This window comes from Rhizobium sp. RU36D (genome assembly GCF_900176345.1).
GTDB lineage: Bacteria > Pseudomonadota > Alphaproteobacteria > Rhizobiales > Rhizobiaceae > Allorhizobium.
Genome location: NZ_FWXU01000010.1, coordinates 1 through 17,907, shown reverse-complemented (window position 1 = coordinate 17,907; position 17,907 = coordinate 1). Strand labels below are relative to the sequence as shown.

Below are 17,907 nucleotides of genomic sequence, written 5' to 3'. Positions count from 1 at the left end.
TCATGAAAAGACCTCAGTTTCAATGGCCGTTAGCGGCAGTCGAACGGAATGCGGAAGGTGTGTAGTCGTGCTTGAGAATGTGTCGCGTAGTCTTGTCGCTGTTCCCCTCCTGGCACTCCTCGCTGGCTGCAATGCGGGCAATCCCGGTGCAGCCCTCGGGCTGGGGCAGTCCCAGACAGTGGCCGCTCCTGCCGCGTCGACCGTAGCCCCCGTCGGTGCCGTGGTGCAGGCAAACTGCCCGCAGATCAGCCTGCGTGAAAACACCTCCTACTTCAGGACCTATGCAAAGGGCGCCAAGGACGATCCGGCACAGGTCGTCTACCAGGCCTCGATCGCCGATACGACGCGGGCCTGCACCAAGAATGACGTCAACCTGGGCATGACCATCATGGCCCAGGGCCGTGTCGCCTCCGGGCCGCAGGGCAAGGCCGGCACGATTAGCATGCCGATCCGCGTGACCGTGATGGATGGCGACAATCAGGTCTATTCCGAATTGACCAAGATGGATGTCGCGATCACTGACCCGGCACAGCCGACGCAATTCGTCTTCACCAAGGACAACATCGTCGTGCCCGGCAACCTGTCCAACTTTGCCCGCGTTTATGTCGGCTTCGACGAAAGCGCGCCGAAGAAGAAAAAGTAGGCAAGAGCCAGCCATGAAGTTGACAGGGCGGTGTCGATTGGGACGCCGCGCCGATGACTGCAGCGCATTGGCAAAAGCGTGCAAAGTGGGGGCATGGCGTGAAAACTGGTGTCGTGCGCAATCCGGTTGCGGGGGGCCTATCCGCCCGCCGACGCTGGAGAGCGACATTGAAGGCCTTGAGGCAGGTTTTTCCTGCGCTTGAGCTGCATGAAACAAAAAAGCGTGGGGATGGCATACGCCTTGGCCGAGAACTGGCCGATGCCGCCTTCGATCTCGTGATCGCCGTCGGAGGCGACGGCACCATCAGTGAAGTGGCCGCCGGAATTTTATCGTCGAGCCGACCGCAGACGGAATTGTCCTTCGTGCCGCTTGGTTCAGGTTCAGATTTCTCGCGAAATTTTGCGCTGCCACGGGATGCCGAAGGTCTTGCGGCCCATATCGCCAAGGCCGTCGCGCGGCCCGTCGACGCCGGCATCCTCTTGAGCGGCGACGGAACCAGGCCGGAGCGGGCCTTCGTGAACATCGCCAGCATCGGCGTCTCGGGAACCATCGTGCGCGCTGCCAATCAGCCCGGCTGGTCGCGCTTCGCCGGCGGTTCGCTGCATTTCCTGTTCCACTCCCTGCGCGAGATTGCCCGCTACAAGCCGGCCCAGGTGCGCGTCAAGGTGGATGGAAAAGACGTCTTCAGCGGACCGGTCGTCTGCGTCGTCTGCGCCAATGGCGGCTGGTTTGGTGGGGGCATGCATGTCATGCCCATGGCCGAATTCCGCGATGGCCTCATGGACTGCGGCATCCTGCGGTTCACCAGCCGCCTTGGGCTGGTGCGGCTGATGCAGAAGTTCTATAGCGCCGCCCACCTCACCGACCCCAATGCCAGCTTCCACCGGGGGCGCAACATTGAGATCGTGTCGATCGGGTCGAATCCGGCGCTGGTCGAGGCCGATGGCGAGCAGATCGGCGAGCATGTCCTCAACGCCAGCATCCGTCCCGCGGCCCTGCAACTGCGGATGTAGGCGGGCTCTTTAGAAAATCGCGTTCCACTCGGCCATGGCGGCAACCACCGCCGGCAGGTCGTTCATGCGCGCGATCACGGTTTCCGCGCCGGCATCGCTCAGCCGGTCCGCATGGGAAGGATAGGTATGCGAGGCACCGGTGAAGCCGATGACCCGCATGCCCGCAGCCCGTGCCGCATGCACGCCATGAACCGAGTCTTCCACCACGAGGCAGCGCTTGGGGTCGGCATTGAACTGGGCGGCCCCATGCAGATAGATGTCCGGTTTCGGCTTGACCCGGTCGGCGCCCAGCGTTTTCGCTGAGAAGATATGCGGCGCGAAGGCATCGCGGATGCCGACCTTGGAGAGCATGATATCAAGGCGCTCCAGGCTGGAATTGGAGCAGATGCAGCGCGGACCTTGCAGCCGCGACAGGGCAAAGCGCACGCCGTCGATGATCTTGACCTCGCGCCCAAGCCGCGCGTCAAGCAGCGCCTCGGACTTGTCCAGCAGGCTCGCAGACAGCGGAACGTCGATTTCCTTTTCCACCGTCAGCAGGATGTTCTTCCAGGTCATGCCCGCGAATCGCTCGCCCATTTCCTCGACGGAAATCGGGTAGCCTGCTTCGGTCAAAAGCTTGGATTCCACCTTCGCCGCGATGATCTCGGAATCGACCAGCACGCCGTCGCAGTCAAAGAGGATAAGGTCGAAGCCGCTCATGGGGGGAAGTCCGTATCAGATGAAGCAAGGCGCCGTGACTACACGATTGGGGCGGTGAGGACAATGCAGCAGCCCACATGGCCGACATGCAGAGCGCTCATGCTGGTGCAGACGCCATCGCCAGCAGTACTGGCTCCAGCGTGCCGAGGTCGCGGTCCGGCCTGGCATCTTGCCGCAAAAGGTCGTCCAGCCACACGCCGTCGGTCGCGAGCCGCACGATGGCGAGTGCCGGGGTGTCGTCCGTTTCCCGATGGCGCTTGAGATGGCCATCGATCCAGGTGCCCCAGATCCGGCGAAGCTCCGGCTCCGAAATGAGCGTGACCGATACCGCCGCCCACAGGCTGGTCTCGCCGACAGCGCGATCGGCAAAGCAGGCGCGCACATATGCCCGGGTGAAGCGTCCCGCCGGAACCGGGTCGGCCGACATATGCCGGTCGATATCGCGATCCAGGCGCTCCAGCAAATCGGCAAACAGTGCCTCGATCAGCGCCTGTTTGCTGGCGAAATGGTGCAGCAATCCGCCCTTGGTCACGCCCGCCGCTTCGGCCACCGCCTGGATTGTCACGGCGACGGGGCCCTGTTCGGCGGCGATCTTCGCCACGCAATCCAGAAGCGCGCGGCGGACCTGCTCTGGCTGCTTCTTGCGGTGATGGGCCGTCGCCATGTCAGTGCGATACCGAGTTGGAGAACAGGTTCATGACCAGCACGCCTGCTATGATCAGACCGATGCCGGCCATCGCCGCGAAGTCCAGAGACTGCTTGAAGACGAAGAAGCCGATGCTCGCTGTCAGCACGATGCCGAGACCGCTCCACATGGCATAGGCGATGCCGAGGGGCATGCCCTTGAGCGCGTGAGACAGAAGATAGAACGACATGATGTAAAACAGCACCATGGCCGCCGTCGGGCCGAGCCGGCTGAACTGCTCTGATTTCTGCAGGAAGGTGGTGCCGATCACCTCGAAAACGATGGCGGCGGCGAGGGAGGTATAGACGAGGGCGCTCATGACAAAAGCTTTCCAAATTGATGCACCTTGAAAAGATACCGTCTGGACGGTTTCTTTTCAAGGTGCAATGATCACTTTGGGAAAGATCGATCCGTAAGTATCAGGAACTTGGAAACATCAGCGCGAATCGGCGCTCGCCTTCCGGCGTGAAATGCACAACGCGGCTGCCGGCCTCGCGTCGGGCAAGCCCCGCATCCAGGAACAGCGACAGCAACGCCTTGCCGAGCGAGCCGGCCATGTGCGATCGCCGCTCGCTCCAGTCGAGGCAGGAGCGGCAGAGCGGTCGGCGCGAGGATTTCAGGCTTGCCAGATCGATGCCAAATCCGATCACCGCATCAGCACCCGCCTCGGTCAGGACGAGGGCTTCGTCATGAACCTCGATGGCACCGCGTGCGACGAGACTGTCCAGCATACGCACGCCGTAGTCACCGGCCAGGTGGTCGTAACAGATGCGCGCCTTGCGCAGTTCCGGTTCTCGCGGGCCGGTGCGATGGCGCAGATGGCCGCGACTGGCGGCGAACCCCATCAGTCCCTCGACCATCGCGCCGACGGTGTCATCCGCCAGCGCGAAATAGCGATGGCGCCCCTGTTTGCGCTGGGCAAGCAGCCCGCCGTCGCCAAGTTTGGCCAGATGTGCGCTTGCGGTCTGCAACGTCACCCCTGCTGCGCCCGCCAGTTCCGTGGCGGTCAGCGCCTTGCCGCCCAGCAGGGCGAGCAGCATGTTGGCGCGGGCGGGGTCGCCGATCAGCGCTGCAATCCGGGCTATGTCGGGTCCTTCTGCCATGAGTCTGTTGTAGGCGAAGCGGGCAGGGCGGACAACGCCATTCCCCCGCCAACACTTCGATCCCGGACGAAGCATCGTCTGCGCTGTCCATGGCATCACCGCGGCACACAAAGCCAAGGAGAGGCCGACATGATCACCTGCATCATCCGCTACGAAATCGACCCGTTCGCCCGGGAGCAATTCGCAACCTATGCCCGCGCTTGGGGTGAGGCGATCCCGCGCTGCGGCGCCGATCTCGTTGGCTATTTCGCCCCGCACGAAGGGTCGGCGACGACGGCCTACGGCATCTATCATGTCGAGAGCCTGGCCGCCTATGAGGCCTATCGCGCCCGCCTGGCCGCTGATCCCGCCGGCAAAGCCAATTACGATTTCGCCCGCCGGGAACGGTTCATCCTGAAGGAAGATCGGCTGTTCCTCACCTGCGTTTCCCACGATCCCAAGGTGAAGCCGTGATCGCCGTCATCTTCGAGGTCACGCCCGTTCTGGGGCAGAGAAATGCCTATCTTGACCTTGCGGCGTACCTGAAAACGCATCTCCAGCGCATCGACGGCTTCATTTCCATTGAACGGTTCGAGAGCCTCAACCTGCCCGGCAAGATCCTGTCTCTGTCCTTCTGGCGGGATGAACAGGCGGTCAAGGCGTGGAGAAATCTTGAGCACCACCGCGCCGCTCAACAGGCAGGCCGCTCCGGTATCTTCGCCGACTACCGCCTGCGCGTGGCCTATGTCCTGCGCGACTACGGCATGCACGAACGGGAGGAGGCGCCCGGCGATAGCCGGGGTCGGCATGGGTGAGCGCGCTTTGACAAAGCGGGGCGTCCACGTCATTTTGTGAAGCGCAGGAGGCGAACCATGGCCAGCATGAACCTATCTCTTTCGGATCCGATGAAGGCCTGGGTCGAGCGCCAGGCTGAGAACGGCGGTTATGATACTGCAAGTGATTATATCCGAGACCTGATCCGCAAGGATCAGGAACGAGTCGCGGCGTTCGACCAGTTACAGGCGGCCATAACCAAAGGCATTGAGAGCGGCAAACCCGAGCCCTTTGACCCTGAAGCTTTTAAGCGGCGAATGCGCGATAACGATGGCGCCCGCTAGAGGGCGCTACACCATCGTTCCTGAAGCCCCACTGGATAATTTGCACCTTAAATCGGAATCGATTTAAGGTGCAAATTATGCAGCAGATATAAAGCGCTACAGCGAACCTTTGTGCGCCATATTTGGCGCACGGCGCTGTAGGTGACATCGAAGAGGTATGGGGCTACGGTGCGCAACGGTGGTCTGTCGATCAGGCCGATCGCTATCTGGATGAACTGGCCGACGCGTTTGACCTGATTGCCCGGTCCCCTAAGATGTATCGCGAACGCCTCGAGTTCGTTCCACCGGTGCGGATCAGTCCTCATGGCAGCCACCTGATCGTCTACACCGAGCTGAATGGAGAGGTCGCGATCCTGCGCGTTTTGGGCGGCCGGCAGGATTGGCGCGCAATCCTCAAGGCGATGGACTGACGCCCGCCCACCCTCATCTCGACAAGCGCCCGCCTGCTGACTATGCATGGCTATGTCCAGGGATCACGACGACACCATAGCCGGCCGCATCAGCCGCGCCCTTGCCGAACGCATCATCCATGGCGAACTCGTGCCCGGCGCGCGTCTCGCCCAGGATCATCTAGCCGAGGAATTCGGCGCAAGCCATGTTCCTGTGCGGGAGGCGTTTCGCCGGCTGGAGGCGCAGGGGCTGGTGGTCAGCCTGCCCCGGCGCGGGGTGCGCGTGGCGAGTTTTGACTTAAAGCAGGTGCGCGAAGTGGCGGAAATGCGTGCCGCGCTGGAGGTCCTGGCGCTGCGCCATGCGGCGCCCAGTCTCACGCCCGAGGTGCTGGCCGCCGCCGAGAAGGCCGCTGGTGATGCCGACGCTGCCCGGGATGTGCGGACATGGGAGGAGGCCAATCGCCGCTTTCACCGCCTGATCGTCTCCACCTGTGGCATGCCGCGGCTCCTCACCGTCATCGACGACCTCCATGCCGTCAGCGCCCGTTTCCTGTTCGTCGCCTGGCGCGCCACCTGGGAAGCCCGCACCGACCACGACCACCGCGCCATCCTGCAGGCGCTCCGTGACGGCGATACCGAAGAAGCCTGTCGCATTCTCGAACGCCACGTCCAGTGGATCGGCCGCGCTCCGCTGCCGCTGCCGGGCCGTTCGGAGACCGAAGGTTTTGCCATCGTCGGCTGACGGCTCGCCTTTGCCGCTGCCAGCGTGATCCGATTTCCGCGATGGCGCTCGGAAAGCGTCCCTTTGAAAATTATAGATAAAATCGCTCGGGCGGCAGCGCGACGGCGTCTTTGCATGCAAAATTAGCTGCAGTCTGGGGAAGTTGCGGCGGCGAGATGGCGTCTCTCGGCGCCAATATCCCGAAAGCGTCTTGGCATCCGTTCATTTTATAGATAAAAGACTCAGTGTCGAATAGATTATCTATAAAATGGAGATTGCTATGACCTCGATCCTCGTACCCGCCAAGAGCGGCTTTGATCCCCTGGGCATTTCAGGTCGCCCGCTGCTCACCCAGGCCGTGCTTCTAGTCGTAGGGACAGCCGTGCTGGCGCTTGCCTCGCAGATCAGCGTGCCCATGGTGCCGGTGCCGGTCACGCTGCAGACGTTGGCGATCACGATGATCGGGGTGCTCTATGGCTGGCGGCTCGGCACGCTGACGGTTCTGGCCTGGCTCGGCGAGGCGATGCTCGGCCTGCCGGTGCTGGCCGGCGGCAACGGCGGCCTTGCGCCCTTTGTCGGGCCGACGGCCGGCTATCTCGCAGCCTTCCCGATTATCGCCGCCATGGCGGGTCTGCTGGCGCAGCGTGGCTGGACCGGCGACCGCGTCGTGCTGAGTTTTTCCTCACATCTCCTCGCCAACCTCACTTGCCTTGCCATTGGCGGAGCGTGGCTTGCCGTGCTGCTCGGAGTGGAAAAGGGCCTTGCGCTCGGTGTTGTGCCCTTCCTCGTGGGCGCTGTCGTGAAGTCGGCGCTGGCTGCGGCCTTGCTGATGGCGGTTGCCCGCCACGTCAGGCCGTCGCGCGGCTGATTGGCCGGACGTGTAAACCCATGACCGTCCGGCTGCGTGCCCACCATCTGCTCTGCATGCTGACCTATGTCGGCAAGGGCTATTCGCCCGCTTTCGTCGCAAACTACGACGCGATATCAGCGCGTCTTTCGGCGGGCGAGGAGATCGAGTTGGTGGCCGGGCCGGACGACGTCTGCGCGCCGTTGCTGGGCGATGCCCATGCCCATTGTCGCGGAGAAAGCGTCATCGCCCGGGACGAGGCCGCGCGCCGGGCAATCGCGGAAGAATTTGCCGTCTCGCTAGAAACCGGCGCGCTGATGGTGCCGACCGCGCCGCTTCTGGCCCGCCTCAGGCAAAAATTCGCAGCCGGCACGCTGCGTCGGGCCTGTGCCGGCTGCGAATGGACTGATCTCTGCGACCGCGTGGCCGCGCAGGGCTATCCCGATGTGCGAATCGTGCTGCCCGAGCAAGGCGCGGGCAGGGAGGAGGCACGATCAGCCTGCAGCCCTCAACTCATGACCGGCTTGTAGAACTCCACCTCTCCGGTGGAGATGTCGTAGACGGCCGGCACGATCTTCACCTTGCCCTCATGCACGAGATGCGCCACCATCGGGCTTTCCTCCATGATGCGGGCGGCACCCGAGCGGGCGTTTTCGAGGATCGTCTGGCCGACAAAATCCTCTGACTTGTAGAGCGTGGCGAGCGCCACCGGCAGGATCGGCTCGACCATCTTGCCGATGGAGCCTGGCAGCTTTGTTCCGGCTTTCACCACGTCGCAGGCAGCCGATACGGCGCCGCATTTCTTGTGGCCCATGACCACGATCAGCGGTGCATGCAGGTGTTCGGCGCCGTATTCGATCGTGCCGAGCGCACCCGTATCCAGCACGTTGCCGGCATTGCGGATGACGAAGAGTTCGCCGAGCGTGGTGCCGCCGAAGACCAGTTCCGGGGTCACGCGGCTGTCGGAACACGTCAGCACGATCGCCCAGGGATGCTGCCCGCCAGCCAGTTCCTCGCGCCGGGAAACAAGGTCGGCCGCGCAGGCATTGGCATCGGCGATAAAGCGCTTGTTGCCTTCCTTCAGCTTGGCCAGCGCCTTGTCCGGCGACATCGGCGAGCTGGCCTCCGCATGAGCGGCAGCCTTGGCCTTAGGCGCCGGAGCCTCTGCCGCATGGGCATCCGCTGCATGCGCATCGGCACCGTGCCCGTCGGCCTTCTTCGGCGCGGGATCGGATGCCTGCGCCGACGAGGCCAGCGCGGTGGCGGCAAGGCCGAAGCCCGCCAGTTTCATCAGGCCGCGGCGATCGAGTTTTACAGTGTCACATGCGTCGCACATCCTGTGCCTCCAGGTCCGTGTTGGTCGACCAGCGCATGTTTTCAAGATCGCCAGCCCTATTTGCGAGGCAGTCTGGCATGATTTAGTTATTGAAGAACAAATGCGCTGCTTGCAATCTGAGCCGTTCGACAATGTCTGCGGGAGACGATGCATGATCACGCTTGAGACCCTTCGCCAGATCATTCTGGCCCTTCCCGAAACGGAAGAAACGACATCTTGGGATGCGCCGTCTTTCAAGGTCAACAAGAAGGCGATCATCTTCTGGAATCCCACCCATGACTGCCCCGTCTTCAAGGTGCCTTTCGAGGAGAGGGATCATCTGATCGAGATGGATCCGGACACCTTCTTCACCACGGGCCACCATCGCCCTTATCCCATGGTGCTGGCCCGCCCCGACCGGGTGGATATCGACTGGGTCAGGGCTACGATCGAGCGCACCTGGAGGAACCAGGCGAAAAAGGCCACGGTGAAGGCCTGGGACGCGGCTCGCGCTGGCGCGTAAACCATGATGCACGGCCGAGTTTTCCGGAGGCTTCTGGAATCAGTGCATTTTTCCCTCGGCCATTCAGTCTTTGGTAACCAAGATCGGTAACCATAAGCGTCAAGTGATTGTGTCCCGCGTATGCGTAAAGTGAGTAATCGATGGCTTCTGTTTTTTCGCTCGCCGAACTTCGCCGCTCGACGGACCCGTATTCCTGGGTCGATACCATCATCAAGGGCGATTGCGTCTCCGCGCTCGAAGCGCTTCCCGACAAGTCGGTGGATATGATCTTCGCTGATCCCCCGTACAATCTTCAGCTCGGCGGGGCATTGCACCGTCCCGACCAGTCCCTGGTCGATGCCGTGGATGACGAATGGGACCAGTTCGCCTCATTCGAAGCCTATGATGCTTTCACCCGCGCCTGGCTGCTGGCCTGCCGCCGCGTGTTGAAGCCGACAGGCTCGATCTGGGTCATCGGCTCCTATCACAATATCTTCCGCGTCGGCGCCATCTTGCAGGACCTGAATTTCTGGATCCTGAACGACATCGTCTGGCGCAAGACCAATCCGATGCCGAATTTCAAGGGCCGCCGGTTCCAGAATGCCCATGAGACGATGATCTGGGCCTCGCCGGATCCCAAGGGCAAGGGCTATACCTTCAACTACGATGCGCTGAAGGCGTCGAATGACGATGTCCAGATGCGCTCTGACTGGCTGTTTCCGATTTGCGGCGGCGCCGAGCGCCTGAAGGGCGAGGACGGCAAGAAGGCCCATCCGACCCAGAAGCCGGAAGCGCTGCTTGCGCGGGTGCTGATGGCCTCGTCCAAGCCGGGCGATATCGTGCTCGATCCCTTCTTCGGCTCGGGCACCACGGGTGCCGTCGCCAAGCGCCTCGGCCGGCATTTCGTCGGCATCGAGCGCGAGCAGGACTATATCGACGTCGCATCCGCCCGCATTGCCTCCGTCCAGCCGCTGGGCAAGGCGGAGCTGACGGTCCTGACCGGCAAGAAGGCAGAACCGCGCGTCGCCTTCAACACGCTGGTCGAAAGCGGTCTCCTGCATCCCGGTCAGGTTCTGACCGATGCGCGCCGCCGTCATTCCGCCATCGTGCGTGCGGATGGTACGGTCTCTTCCGGCGGCGACGCCGGTTCCATTCATCGTCTTGGAGCCAGGCTCCAGGGCCTTGATGCATGCAACGGATGGACCTTTTGGCATTTCGAAGATGGGGCAACCCTGCGCCCCATCGACGATCTCCGGTCCGTGATCCGCAACGGTCTGGCAGGGCTCGACTGACGATCCACCCGGCTTTGCCAGAGCCGCATTCTCTTGACCGGTCCAAGTACCTTCAGTCCCGGTCAAGGGGGCCTGACGCCCGAAGCCCCAGGCTTCGGGCGTCATCCTTTTTGTGAGCAGGGAGGCGCCCGAAGCCCCAGGCTTCGGGCGTCATCCTATTCTCTCCTTGATTGGCTCCAGGTTTGCATCTTCTGATGCCATGCCGCCTCGACAGGCGACCCATCCAGTTTCGGACAAGTCCCCCTCCTTAAGTCTCTGCCCACGATCAAAGGGGTAGTGGACAGTGCAGGCATCGCTCGAACACGCTATGGATGAGTTCAACCGCGGTGAGCTTGCCGCAGCGCTGAAGACGCTGGAACAGGTGATCCGGCAGAACAAGTCCAATGCCGATGCCTATATCCTCACCGCCACCATCCACGAGCAGCTTGGCGACCGCGTGGCCGCGGCGACCTATTTTGCCGGTGCGATCGACCTGACGCCCAATCTGAAGCGCGAAGTCGCCTTCCGCTCGGCCCAGCATTTCCTCTCCGTCGGCGACAGTGAATCGGCGCTCTCGGTCATGCTGATGCTGAAGCGGCACATGCCCGACAATCTCGACGTCATCCATTCCCTCTGCAGCCTCTACCGCGAGGCGGGCAATTACACGGATGCCGAGCCCTATGCGGAGCAACTGGCGCAGATCGGCACGACCTTCGGCAATTTCCTGAACGCGGGCATCGTGCTATCGGGCCTCGGCCGTTTTGAGGCTGCCTATGAACCGCTGTTGAAGGCCTATGTGCAGCAGCCGGACGAGCGGCTTGCGCTGAGCGAACTTTTCTGGTGCGCCTCCAATCTCTGCGACCTGACGCTCGCCCCGCAATTGCAGGCGGAGCTGGAAAAGGGCTATGCCCTTGACAGCAAGGAGCTCGACATCCGCGAAAACGCCTTCCGCGCGCTGTTCTGGACCGGCGACGAGGCCTATCACCGGCTCTGCGCGCTACGCACAGCAGGCGCCATGCTGCCGGCGGTCTCGCCGGATCGTCCCACGCGCCGCGCCAATCCCGGCCGCATCCGCGTCGGCTATGTCTCGGCCGATTTCTGCGAGCATGCCACCATGTCGCTGTTTGCCGGCGTGCTGGAGGCCCATGACCGCCAGTTCTTCGAGATCTATGGCATCTGCCATACGCCGGAAGCGCGCCGCGAAGGACCGATGCGTGAGCGCTTCATGGAAAGCGTCGATCATTTCGTCGATATTCTCGCCCTTGATGATACCAAGGCGGCGGAGCTGATCCGCTCGCTGGAACTCGATATCCTCGTCGATCTCAAGGGCTATACCCAATCGAGCCGCGTCGGCATCTTTGCCCGCCGACCCGCCGTGGCGCAGGTGACCTATCTCGGTTTTCCCGGTTCGGTCGCCGGTGCCGGCATCGACTATGCCCTGACGGATGCCATTGTCACGCCAGCCTCCAGCGAACCGCATTACGAGGAAAAGCTGCTGCGCCTTTCGCCCAGCTACCAGTGCAACGACAACAAGCGTGAGCCGGTCATGCCCACGGGCAACCGCGCCGCCCTTGGCCTGCCGCAAGATGCCGTCGTCTTCAGCGCCTTCCACCAGGCGCCGAAGATCCGCAGCGAAATTTTCACCGCTTGGATGGCCGTCATGCGGCAGGTGCCGAACTCGGTCCTGTGGCTGGGGGCCCTGCCGGATCTCGCCCGGGACAATCTGCGCAAAGCGGCCGAAAAGGCTGAAGTCGAGCCGTCCCGCCTGGTCTTCGCGCCCATGGTGCCGATGGACGAGCATTTGCGGCGGCTTTGCGAAGCCGATATCGCGCTCGACAGCGCACCCTGCAACGGCCACACCACCACCTCGGATGCACTCTGGGCTGCCGTCCCGGTGGTGACGCTAAAGGGCACCAATTTCGCCGGCCGCGTCTCCGAAAGCCTGCTCGGCGCCGTCGGGCTGCCGGAATTGGTCGCCAATGATATCACAGGATTCGTCCGCCTGGCGGTCGAATTGGCGCAGGATGGGGCCCGCCAGTCCCGCCTGCGCCAACAACTTCTCGATGCGCGCCAAACCGCGCCGCTCTTCGACACGGCAGCGCTGACGCGCCAGATCGAAGGCCATTTCACCGCGATCGTGGGGTGACTGTCAGGCCTTACTTGGCCTGGATCTCCGTCGGTTCGATAAGAAGCGACGTGAGCTTGACGGGTTGCTGGTCGGGAAACCGGGCAACGATTTCAAGGTCACCGCCCATCGCGGCGATATAGTCTCGCAGCGTGGACAGAAGCAGGTCGTTGCGCCGCTCAAGCCGTGATACGTTTTCCTGGTTGATCCCCAGCAGTTGCGCGATGTTCTCCTGCGTCAACTGGCGCGATTTGCGCAGTTCCTGCAGGGTCCTGTACTCGTCCAACCGTTCTTGGCCCCGCTTTTCCAGTTCTCGGCGCTTGTCTTCCGGTAGAGCGGCTAGCGCTTGGTCCAGTGTTCTTGCCATCAGCTTTGCCTCTTCAAGGAATTCAAATGGGCGGCGAAACGTTGATCGGCTTTTTCGATCAGGCGTTTGTAAAAACGTTGCTGGTTGACGCCGGATTTATCCGCCGCCACCAGCAGCACCGCTTGTCTCTGCGGGTCGAAAGCATAGGCGATGCGCCAAACGCCGTTGTCGGCCCGAACGCGCAGTTCTTTCATGTTCGTAAAGCTGGAGCCCTTCAGCGTGTCAGCCCATGGACGCCCGAGTTGTGGGCCATAGCTCTTGAGAAGCGGCAGGCTTACGAAGATTTCGTCCCTGACCGTGTCCGGTAGGGCATCAAACTCAGCGTCGAAGGCCTCATGCAGGATGACCGTCCAGCTCATGAGTCAATATGCCATCGAGCACATATGATTTCAAGAGCATATTGGTCACACCGCGACCCCCAACCCCCGCAAATCCTCCTTGAGCTTCTCCGCGCTGGTGAAATGCACGGCCTGCCAGCCGGCGGCGCGGGCGCCTTCGACATTCGGATAGCTGTCGTCGATGAAGACGGTGTGGGCGGGTGAGAGGTCGAAGCTTTTCGCGTGGGTCTCGTAGATCTTCACGTCAGGCTTGATCAGGCCGATATCGCCCGAGACCGTCACGCCGCGCGGAAGGGTGAGGAATGGAAAGATCACCTGCGCCTCGCGGAAGGTGTCCGACGCGAAGTTGGTGAGCATGGTCACGTCGCGGCCGGCATCGATCAGCCCGGTCATGATGTCGACGCTGCCCTGATAGGCATAGGGCACCATCTCGGCCCAGTGCTTGCGGAAGGCGCGGATATGCAGTTCGCGATCCGGAAACTGCTCGAGCAACAGCGCCTCGGCTTCCTGCCAGGTCCGCCCGCGATCCTGTTCCAGGTTCCAGTCATGGGTGCAGACATTCTGGAAAAACCAGGCGCGTTCCTCGTCATCGGGGATCAGCCGGCTGAAGGGAAGGTTCGGATCGTAATGGATCAGAACCTTGCCGATGTCGAAGACGATGTGACGGATCTCTGCGGACATGAATTATCCTTTGCGGGTTGAAAACGCCGTGGGAATAGCCTGTGAAATTGCCTTTTTCATTACAGTCGGCAGTGCCTGCCCATCAAGTTCGATGACCGGAACCCAAAAACCGTGATCTTGCGGGGGGGCGGTCAGCGGTCCCGCGCGAAAGATCGTCAGACGCAGTTCGAAATGGGTAAAGACATGGGTGATCACCCCGCAGGGCTGCCAGTCGGCAGGGAAGGGGGCGGCGCTGACACCGGTTTCGCCGTCCAGCCGGGCCGTCCAGCCTGTCGTCGGTATCTCGGTCATACCGCCAAGCAGCCCGCTCTCGACCCGCCGCCGCAGCAGCAGCCGGCCTTCGGTATCCACTGCAACAAAGGCCGCGCCGACCCTGACCGGCTTCTCTTTCTTGGGCGCCTTGACCGGAAATCGCTCGGGATCGTCATGGGCAAGCGCCAGGCAACCGCTGTTCAGCGGACAGAGCGCGCAGGCGGGCCGCTTCGGCGTGCAGATCGTGGCGCCGAGATCCATCATCGCCTGGGCAAAGTCTCCGGGCCGTGATTGCGGCGTTACGTCCCTGACCTTTTCACGCATCAGCGGCTTGGAGCCGGGAAGCGGCGCTTCGATCGCGTAAAGCCTTGATATGACCCGCTCGACATTGCCGTCCATCACGGCGGCCGGCCGGTCGAAGGCAATGGCGGCGATGGCGGCGGAGGTGTAGTCGCCAACGCCCGGCAGGGTCCGCAAACCCTCCTCGGTGTCGGGAAAGATCCCGCCATGGTCACGCACGACTGTCTCCGCACAGGCCTTCAGGTTGCGTGCGCGGGCGTAATAGCCAAGCCCCGCCCAGGCGGCCATCACATCCTCTGTTGGGGCGGCGGCCAGATCGGCAACCTCGGGCCACCGCTCGACAAAGGCGCGAAAATAGCTTTTGACCGCCTGCACGGTGGTCTGCTGCAGCATGACTTCCGACAGCCAGACGTGATAGGGATCAGGCGTGATGCCGTTTCTTGCCATGCTGGGGGAGACACGCCAGGGTAGGTCCCTATGGTGGCGGTCGTACCAGGCGATCAGTTGCGAAGAAACATTGTTAGAATTGCTCGAAATATCTGGCACATCCTTGGCATGTTTAGTAGCGATAGCGTCGAAGGTTTACTAAAGCAGCAAGCATTGGTTGGCGAGAGTGTGTTCATGAAATTGCCGAGCATCCAGGAAAATAACCGTAATGCGGTTTTTCTGCTCGGCGCGCTCGCGGGCATCGGCGGATCGATCGTGACGATCATGCTGGCGGCCTCTTCGCTCTGGGCCCTGGCCCGGCTGGTGTTTCGCACCATTCCCTATCGCATTGCCCGCAGCGACATGGTCTTCCTGGGTGCCGCGACAGCTTATTTCGCCGCAAACGCGCTGCTCTCGCTGGCGCGCGACCCCCTGGCGTTCACCTCGCCGGACCTGTTGCCGATCGGCGTCTTCCTGGCGGGATGGCTGATGATTCCGCGGCTGCGGATGTCGGAAAGCGAAAGCCTGATAGACATGCTCGTCCTGGGAGCCGCGCTCTGCGCGCTTCTGGTGCTGCCGGTCGCCGTGTGGCAGGCGCTCTACCTGAACATCCGGGCGGAGGGCGGCGCCGGCAATCCGCTGCCCTTTGCGCTGATCTGTTGCGTCTTCGGCCTGCTTTCGCTGGTAAACACGCTGCATGAAAAGCCGTGGCGCAAGGCACTGGGCTGGGCGGGCTTCGTCGGCGGTGTCGCCTGTCTCATGCTGTCCCAGTCCAAGGGCCTCCTGCCGGTGGCTTTGTCGGGCTTTGTTGCCTTTCTGGTCATCTTTCCCCGGGTCTTGCGTGGCTGTCTCACCGGGCGGGGCCTTGCGGCTATCGGGCTCGCCCTTGCGGTCATGGTGGTGTCGGCGGTGCCGTTCCACGAACGCCTGCAAAGTGCCTTTGCCTATTTCACCTCCTCCAAGGCACATGACAGCGACAAGGGTTCTTACGATGCGCGCGAGGCCTTGTGGCGCCATGCCGGCACGCTGATTGCCGAACATCCGATCGCCGGCCATGGCGTGCAGAACCGCCGCGCGCTTGTTGCCAGTGCGGGCTTTCCCTATACGCATTTCCACAACGGCTTCCTGACCAGCCTGGTCGATACCGGCGCCATCGGCTTCCTCACGCTTTGCGCCTTGCTGGCCGCGCCGCTTGTCACGGCGCTCAGGGCTGCCCGTGGCGATTGGTACCGGCAGCGGATTTTTGTCGGCCTGGTCCTGTTCGGCACCTATGCCATCGGCGGCATGACCAACCTGATCTTCTGGCAGGATATCTATGACAGCGTGTTCCTGTGGATCGCCATCATCGTCTCGGTCTCGGTTCCGGTCTCAGCCGCCAATCCGCTTGTCATAGGGCGGGGGCAGGGCTGATGGCTGCCGGGCAGGGCTCTCCCAATCGTCGTCGCGGTGCGGCGCCGCTGGCCGAGCTGGCCAACGGCATCATCGATCCTGTGCTCGCCCGTCGCGCCGGCATCACCACGGCGCTGCTGGGATCCTGGGATGAGATTGCCGGCGAGCGTTTTGCCGATTGCACGCGGCCGGAAAAGATCGCCTGGCCGCGCCGGGGTGATCCGGGCGATATCGGTGGCTACCGTCCCGGCGTGCTGACAATTGCCTGCGAAGGTGCACGCGCCCTGTTCCTGAGCCACGCCCAGGGGGAACTGATCGCCCGCATCAACGGCTTCTTCGGCTATCACGCCATCGGCCAGATCAAGATCGTGCAAAAGCCCGTCTCCCGTCACGTGCCCCACCGCCGCGCCCCGCCGAAACTGATGGGTGCTGCCGCAGCCAAGCTTGATGGCATGCTGGAAGGCATTGAAAGCGACCGGCTGCGGGCTGCGATCTCGCGGCTCGGCACGGCCGTCATGTCGGAGAAAAAGCGACGTTGAGCGGTGGCGGCCGGCGTTGCGCCGGGCTTCACATCGGACTACACGTCTTGTCACGTTTCTTTGATGCCGCAGCGCTATCAATGCCTTGTTTGGGGCCTTTTGGCGTTATACGAGACTTGCAACAGCAATCCTTAGTCAGGGTACATCGATGTCGACTTTCGAATTGAACCTCACCAAACGCCAGCTTCTTCAAGGCGTTTCAGCCGGCGTGCTCGCAGCCGCCTTCGCTTCCCCAGGGCTTGCCTTCGCTGTCGACCTGCCGACGGCCGATCGCGACGTGGACATGGAAGAGGTTCTGAAAGCCGGCACGCTCAAGGACATGGCCATGGGCGACGCCAATGCGCCCGTCAAGATCGTCGAATACATGTCGATGACCTGCCCACACTGCGCCCATTTCCACGAAACGACGCTCGGCCCGATCAAGGAAAAATACATCGACACCGGCAAGGTCTATTTCGTCGTTCGCGAATTCCCGTTCGACCCGGCCGCCACCGCCGCCTTCATGCTGGCCCGTTGCGCACCCGAGCAGCAGTATTTCCCCTTCATCTCGATGTTCCTGAAGCAGCAGCGCGCCTGGGCGGCCCCGACCAATGGCGACGTGCGCGGCGCCATGCTGCAGATGTCGAAACTCGCTGGTTTTACACAGGAGAGCTTCGAAGCCTGCTTGACGAACGCCCAGCTTGCGTCTGATGTGAATGCCGTTAGGGATCGCGGAGCGAAGGACTTTGGCGTTGCGTCGACGCCGACCTTCCTGATAAACGGCAAGAGCTATTCTGGAGACATGTCGGTTGAGACCATGTCGGCGCTTATCGACAGCCTGCTTTAATCTGACCGACCGCATCGCGACGGGCGGCGGGGAAACCCGCGCGCCCGTTTTTTGTGCTCGGGAAGTTACGTCTAGTGGTGTTGAAGGACGCGTGGTGCGCGGCTACCCCCCTCCGCCCTGCCGGGCATCTCCCCCTCAAGGGGGGAGATCGACTCGTGGCAAACGTACTGCAAATAACATGACGACCCGGGACGGACTTAGCGGGATCATGGAAGGAGTGCTGCTGACGACTGCCGCCGCTAAAGAGGGCCGAGCGGCATCGGTCTTCCGATCTCCCCCCTTGAGGGACCGTTGCATAAAGCCGAGTTTTTGGGATTTTGGTTTTTGCAGACGGCGGTTCTGTGGCCCGGCTGTTGTTTTGCCGGGCATTTGGGGTGTT

24 protein-coding genes are annotated in these 17,907 nt (G+C 62.4%); 15 read left to right on the top strand and 9 right to left on the bottom strand.

Annotated features, from left to right (window positions below; genetic code table 11):
- The first annotated feature begins 67 nt into the window (after window positions 1-67).
- Together B9A97_RS14065 and B9A97_RS14060 are read left to right on the top strand one after the other, a co-directional pair.
- On the top strand, window positions 68-643 hold the full coding sequence (locus B9A97_RS14065) for a hypothetical protein (protein ID WP_143530459.1): 576 nt from the start codon (window positions 68-70) through the stop codon (window positions 641-643).
- Between the two features lie 53 nt (window positions 644-696).
- Entirely contained in the window at window positions 697-1,656 is a 960-nt protein-coding gene (locus B9A97_RS14060) for a diacylglycerol/lipid kinase family protein (RefSeq protein ID WP_084365985.1), read from the top strand.
- Window positions 1,657-1,665: 9 nt separating this feature from the next.
- Here B9A97_RS14060 and B9A97_RS14055 read toward each other — a convergent pair whose 3' ends face one another.
- From B9A97_RS14055 to B9A97_RS14040, 4 genes are all read right to left on the bottom strand, one after another.
- Complete coding sequence (locus B9A97_RS14055; protein WP_084365984.1) at window positions 1,666-2,355, bottom strand: HAD family hydrolase; 690 nt, start codon at window positions 2,353-2,355, stop codon at window positions 1,666-1,668.
- A 97-nt stretch (window positions 2,356-2,452) separates the two neighbouring features.
- Window positions 2,453-3,019, bottom strand: coding sequence for a TetR/AcrR family transcriptional regulator (locus B9A97_RS14050; protein ID WP_084365983.1), 567 nt, complete (start codon window positions 3,017-3,019; stop codon window positions 2,453-2,455).
- Between the two features lies 1 nt (window position 3,020).
- Window positions 3,021-3,359, bottom strand: a complete 339-nt coding sequence (locus B9A97_RS14045; RefSeq protein WP_084365982.1) for a DMT family transporter — start codon at window positions 3,357-3,359, stop codon at window positions 3,021-3,023.
- Window positions 3,360-3,459: 100 nt separating this feature from the next.
- Complete coding sequence (locus tag B9A97_RS14040; protein ID WP_084365981.1) at window positions 3,460-4,143, bottom strand: ArsR/SmtB family transcription factor; 684 nt, start codon at window positions 4,141-4,143, stop codon at window positions 3,460-3,462.
- Between the two features lie 129 nt (window positions 4,144-4,272).
- Here B9A97_RS14040 and B9A97_RS14035 point away from each other — a divergent pair, with 129 nt between their 5' ends.
- The 7 genes from B9A97_RS14035 (at window position 4,273) to B9A97_RS14005 (ending at window position 7,727) form a co-directional block, all read left to right on the top strand.
- On the top strand, window positions 4,273-4,596 hold the full coding sequence (locus B9A97_RS14035) for an NIPSNAP family protein (protein WP_084365980.1): 324 nt from the start codon (window positions 4,273-4,275) through the stop codon (window positions 4,594-4,596).
- Window positions 4,593-4,937, top strand: coding sequence for an antibiotic biosynthesis monooxygenase family protein (locus B9A97_RS14030; protein WP_084365979.1), 345 nt, complete (start codon window positions 4,593-4,595; stop codon window positions 4,935-4,937). The genes B9A97_RS14035 and B9A97_RS14030 overlap by 4 nt, the downstream gene beginning before the upstream one ends.
- A 57-nt stretch (window positions 4,938-4,994) precedes the next feature.
- The gene (locus B9A97_RS14025) at window positions 4,995-5,240 is read left to right on the top strand and encodes a type II toxin-antitoxin system ParD family antitoxin (RefSeq protein ID WP_084365978.1); all 246 of its coding nucleotides are present in this window, start codon (window positions 4,995-4,997) and stop codon (window positions 5,238-5,240) included.
- 122 nt (window positions 5,241-5,362) lie between these two features.
- The gene (locus tag B9A97_RS14020) at window positions 5,363-5,650 is read left to right on the top strand and encodes a type II toxin-antitoxin system RelE/ParE family toxin (protein WP_084365977.1); all 288 of its coding nucleotides are present in this window, start codon (window positions 5,363-5,365) and stop codon (window positions 5,648-5,650) included.
- Between the two features lie 52 nt (window positions 5,651-5,702).
- Window positions 5,703-6,371: a GntR family transcriptional regulator gene (locus B9A97_RS14015; protein ID WP_084365976.1), complete on the top strand. Its 669-nt coding sequence runs from the start codon at window positions 5,703-5,705 to the stop codon at window positions 6,369-6,371.
- A gap of 259 nt (window positions 6,372-6,630) precedes the next feature.
- Window positions 6,631-7,218: a biotin transporter BioY gene (locus B9A97_RS14010; RefSeq protein WP_084365975.1), complete on the top strand. Its 588-nt coding sequence runs from the start codon at window positions 6,631-6,633 to the stop codon at window positions 7,216-7,218.
- Window positions 7,219-7,238: 20 nt separating this feature from the next.
- Window positions 7,239-7,727, top strand: a complete 489-nt coding sequence (locus B9A97_RS14005; protein WP_084365974.1) for a DUF1284 domain-containing protein — start codon at window positions 7,239-7,241, stop codon at window positions 7,725-7,727.
- Here the strand turns inward: B9A97_RS14005 and B9A97_RS14000 are convergent.
- Window positions 7,706-8,533, bottom strand: coding sequence for a carbonic anhydrase (locus tag B9A97_RS14000; protein ID WP_084365973.1), 828 nt, complete (start codon window positions 8,531-8,533; stop codon window positions 7,706-7,708). The two genes, B9A97_RS14005 and B9A97_RS14000, sit on opposite strands and share 22 nt — an antisense overlap.
- 151 nt (window positions 8,534-8,684) lie before the next feature.
- Here B9A97_RS14000 and B9A97_RS13995 point away from each other — a divergent pair, with 151 nt between their 5' ends.
- From B9A97_RS13995 to B9A97_RS13985, 3 genes are all read left to right on the top strand, one after another.
- Window positions 8,685-9,035, top strand: a complete 351-nt coding sequence (locus B9A97_RS13995) for an MmcQ/YjbR family DNA-binding protein (RefSeq protein WP_084365972.1) — start codon at window positions 8,685-8,687, stop codon at window positions 9,033-9,035.
- A gap of 140 nt (window positions 9,036-9,175) precedes the next feature.
- Window positions 9,176-10,306 carry a site-specific DNA-methyltransferase gene (locus B9A97_RS13990; RefSeq protein WP_084365971.1) on the top strand — a complete coding sequence of 377 codons (1,131 nt, stop codon included), beginning with the start codon at window positions 9,176-9,178 and terminating at the stop codon, window positions 10,304-10,306.
- Window positions 10,307-10,613: 307 nt separating this feature from the next.
- Window positions 10,614-12,431, top strand: coding sequence for an O-linked N-acetylglucosamine transferase, SPINDLY family protein (locus tag B9A97_RS13985; RefSeq protein WP_084365970.1), 1,818 nt, complete (start codon window positions 10,614-10,616; stop codon window positions 12,429-12,431).
- A 10-nt stretch (window positions 12,432-12,441) separates the two neighbouring features.
- Here the strand turns inward: B9A97_RS13985 and B9A97_RS13980 are convergent, their stop codons facing one another.
- Genes B9A97_RS13980 through mutY form a run of 4 tightly spaced genes read right to left on the bottom strand, consistent with a single transcriptional unit; the run spans window position 12,442 to window position 14,894 of the window.
- Window positions 12,442-12,777, bottom strand: a complete 336-nt coding sequence (locus B9A97_RS13980; RefSeq protein WP_084365969.1) for an XRE family transcriptional regulator — start codon at window positions 12,775-12,777, stop codon at window positions 12,442-12,444.
- Entirely contained in the window at window positions 12,777-13,136 is a 360-nt protein-coding gene (locus B9A97_RS13975) for a type II toxin-antitoxin system RelE/ParE family toxin (protein WP_084365968.1), read from the bottom strand. Before B9A97_RS13975 ends, B9A97_RS13980 begins: the two co-directional genes overlap by 1 nt.
- 45 nt (window positions 13,137-13,181) lie before the next feature.
- Window positions 13,182-13,796, bottom strand: coding sequence for an HAD family hydrolase (locus tag B9A97_RS13970; RefSeq protein WP_084365967.1), 615 nt, complete (start codon window positions 13,794-13,796; stop codon window positions 13,182-13,184).
- Window positions 13,797-13,799: 3 nt separating this feature from the next.
- Window positions 13,800-14,894 carry an A/G-specific adenine glycosylase gene (mutY, locus tag B9A97_RS13965; protein ID WP_084366126.1) on the bottom strand — a complete coding sequence of 365 codons (1,095 nt, stop codon included), beginning with the start codon at window positions 14,892-14,894 and terminating at the stop codon, window positions 13,800-13,802.
- A 75-nt stretch (window positions 14,895-14,969) separates the two neighbouring features.
- On the opposite strand from mutY, the gene B9A97_RS13960 reads away from it, so the two are divergent.
- From B9A97_RS13960 to B9A97_RS13950, 3 genes are all read left to right on the top strand, one after another.
- Window positions 14,970-16,184, top strand: a complete 1,215-nt coding sequence (locus tag B9A97_RS13960; RefSeq protein ID WP_179145283.1) for an O-antigen ligase family protein — start codon at window positions 14,970-14,972, stop codon at window positions 16,182-16,184.
- Complete coding sequence (locus B9A97_RS13955) at window positions 16,184-16,702, top strand: DUF721 domain-containing protein (RefSeq protein WP_084365965.1); 519 nt, start codon at window positions 16,184-16,186, stop codon at window positions 16,700-16,702. Before B9A97_RS13960 ends, B9A97_RS13955 begins: the two co-directional genes overlap by 1 nt.
- A 148-nt stretch (window positions 16,703-16,850) precedes the next feature.
- Window positions 16,851-17,528, top strand: a complete 678-nt coding sequence (locus B9A97_RS13950) for a DsbA family protein (RefSeq protein ID WP_084365964.1) — start codon at window positions 16,851-16,853, stop codon at window positions 17,526-17,528.
- Window positions 17,529-17,907 lie beyond the last annotated feature (379 nt).

Coding starts and splice junctions, on each gene's coding strand:
- B9A97_RS14060 (WP_084365985.1), top strand. CDS start 697: ATGACTGCAGCGCATTGGCAAAAGCGTGCAAAGTGGGGGCATGGCGTG.
- B9A97_RS14055 (WP_084365984.1), bottom strand. CDS start 2,355: ATGAGCGGCTTCGACCTTATCCTCTTTGACTGCGACGGCGTGCTGGTC.
- B9A97_RS14050 (WP_084365983.1), bottom strand. CDS start 3,019: ATGGCGACGGCCCATCACCGCAAGAAGCAGCCAGAGCAGGTCCGCCGC.
- B9A97_RS14045 (WP_084365982.1), bottom strand. CDS start 3,359: ATGAGCGCCCTCGTCTATACCTCCCTCGCCGCCGCCATCGTTTTCGAG.
- B9A97_RS14040 (WP_084365981.1), bottom strand. CDS start 4,143: ATGGCAGAAGGACCCGACATAGCCCGGATTGCAGCGCTGATCGGCGAC.
- B9A97_RS14035 (WP_084365980.1), top strand. CDS start 4,273: ATGATCACCTGCATCATCCGCTACGAAATCGACCCGTTCGCCCGGGAG.
- B9A97_RS14025 (WP_084365978.1), top strand. CDS start 4,995: ATGGCCAGCATGAACCTATCTCTTTCGGATCCGATGAAGGCCTGGGTC.
- B9A97_RS14015 (WP_084365976.1), top strand. CDS start 5,703: ATGTCCAGGGATCACGACGACACCATAGCCGGCCGCATCAGCCGCGCC.
- B9A97_RS14010 (WP_084365975.1), top strand. CDS start 6,631: ATGACCTCGATCCTCGTACCCGCCAAGAGCGGCTTTGATCCCCTGGGC.
- B9A97_RS14005 (WP_084365974.1), top strand. CDS start 7,239: ATGACCGTCCGGCTGCGTGCCCACCATCTGCTCTGCATGCTGACCTAT.
- B9A97_RS14000 (WP_084365973.1), bottom strand. CDS start 8,533: ATGTGCGACGCATGTGACACTGTAAAACTCGATCGCCGCGGCCTGATG.
- B9A97_RS13995 (WP_084365972.1), top strand. CDS start 8,685: ATGATCACGCTTGAGACCCTTCGCCAGATCATTCTGGCCCTTCCCGAA.
- B9A97_RS13990 (WP_084365971.1), top strand. CDS start 9,176: ATGGCTTCTGTTTTTTCGCTCGCCGAACTTCGCCGCTCGACGGACCCG.
- B9A97_RS13985 (WP_084365970.1), top strand. CDS start 10,614: ATGGATGAGTTCAACCGCGGTGAGCTTGCCGCAGCGCTGAAGACGCTG.
- B9A97_RS13980 (WP_084365969.1), bottom strand. CDS start 12,777: ATGGCAAGAACACTGGACCAAGCGCTAGCCGCTCTACCGGAAGACAAG.
- B9A97_RS13975 (WP_084365968.1), bottom strand. CDS start 13,136: ATGAGCTGGACGGTCATCCTGCATGAGGCCTTCGACGCTGAGTTTGAT.
- B9A97_RS13970 (WP_084365967.1), bottom strand. CDS start 13,796: ATGTCCGCAGAGATCCGTCACATCGTCTTCGACATCGGCAAGGTTCTG.
- B9A97_RS13960 (WP_179145283.1), top strand. CDS start 14,970: ATGAAATTGCCGAGCATCCAGGAAAATAACCGTAATGCGGTTTTTCTG.
- B9A97_RS13955 (WP_084365965.1), top strand. CDS start 16,184: ATGGCTGCCGGGCAGGGCTCTCCCAATCGTCGTCGCGGTGCGGCGCCG.
- B9A97_RS13950 (WP_084365964.1), top strand. CDS start 16,851: ATGTCGACTTTCGAATTGAACCTCACCAAACGCCAGCTTCTTCAAGGC.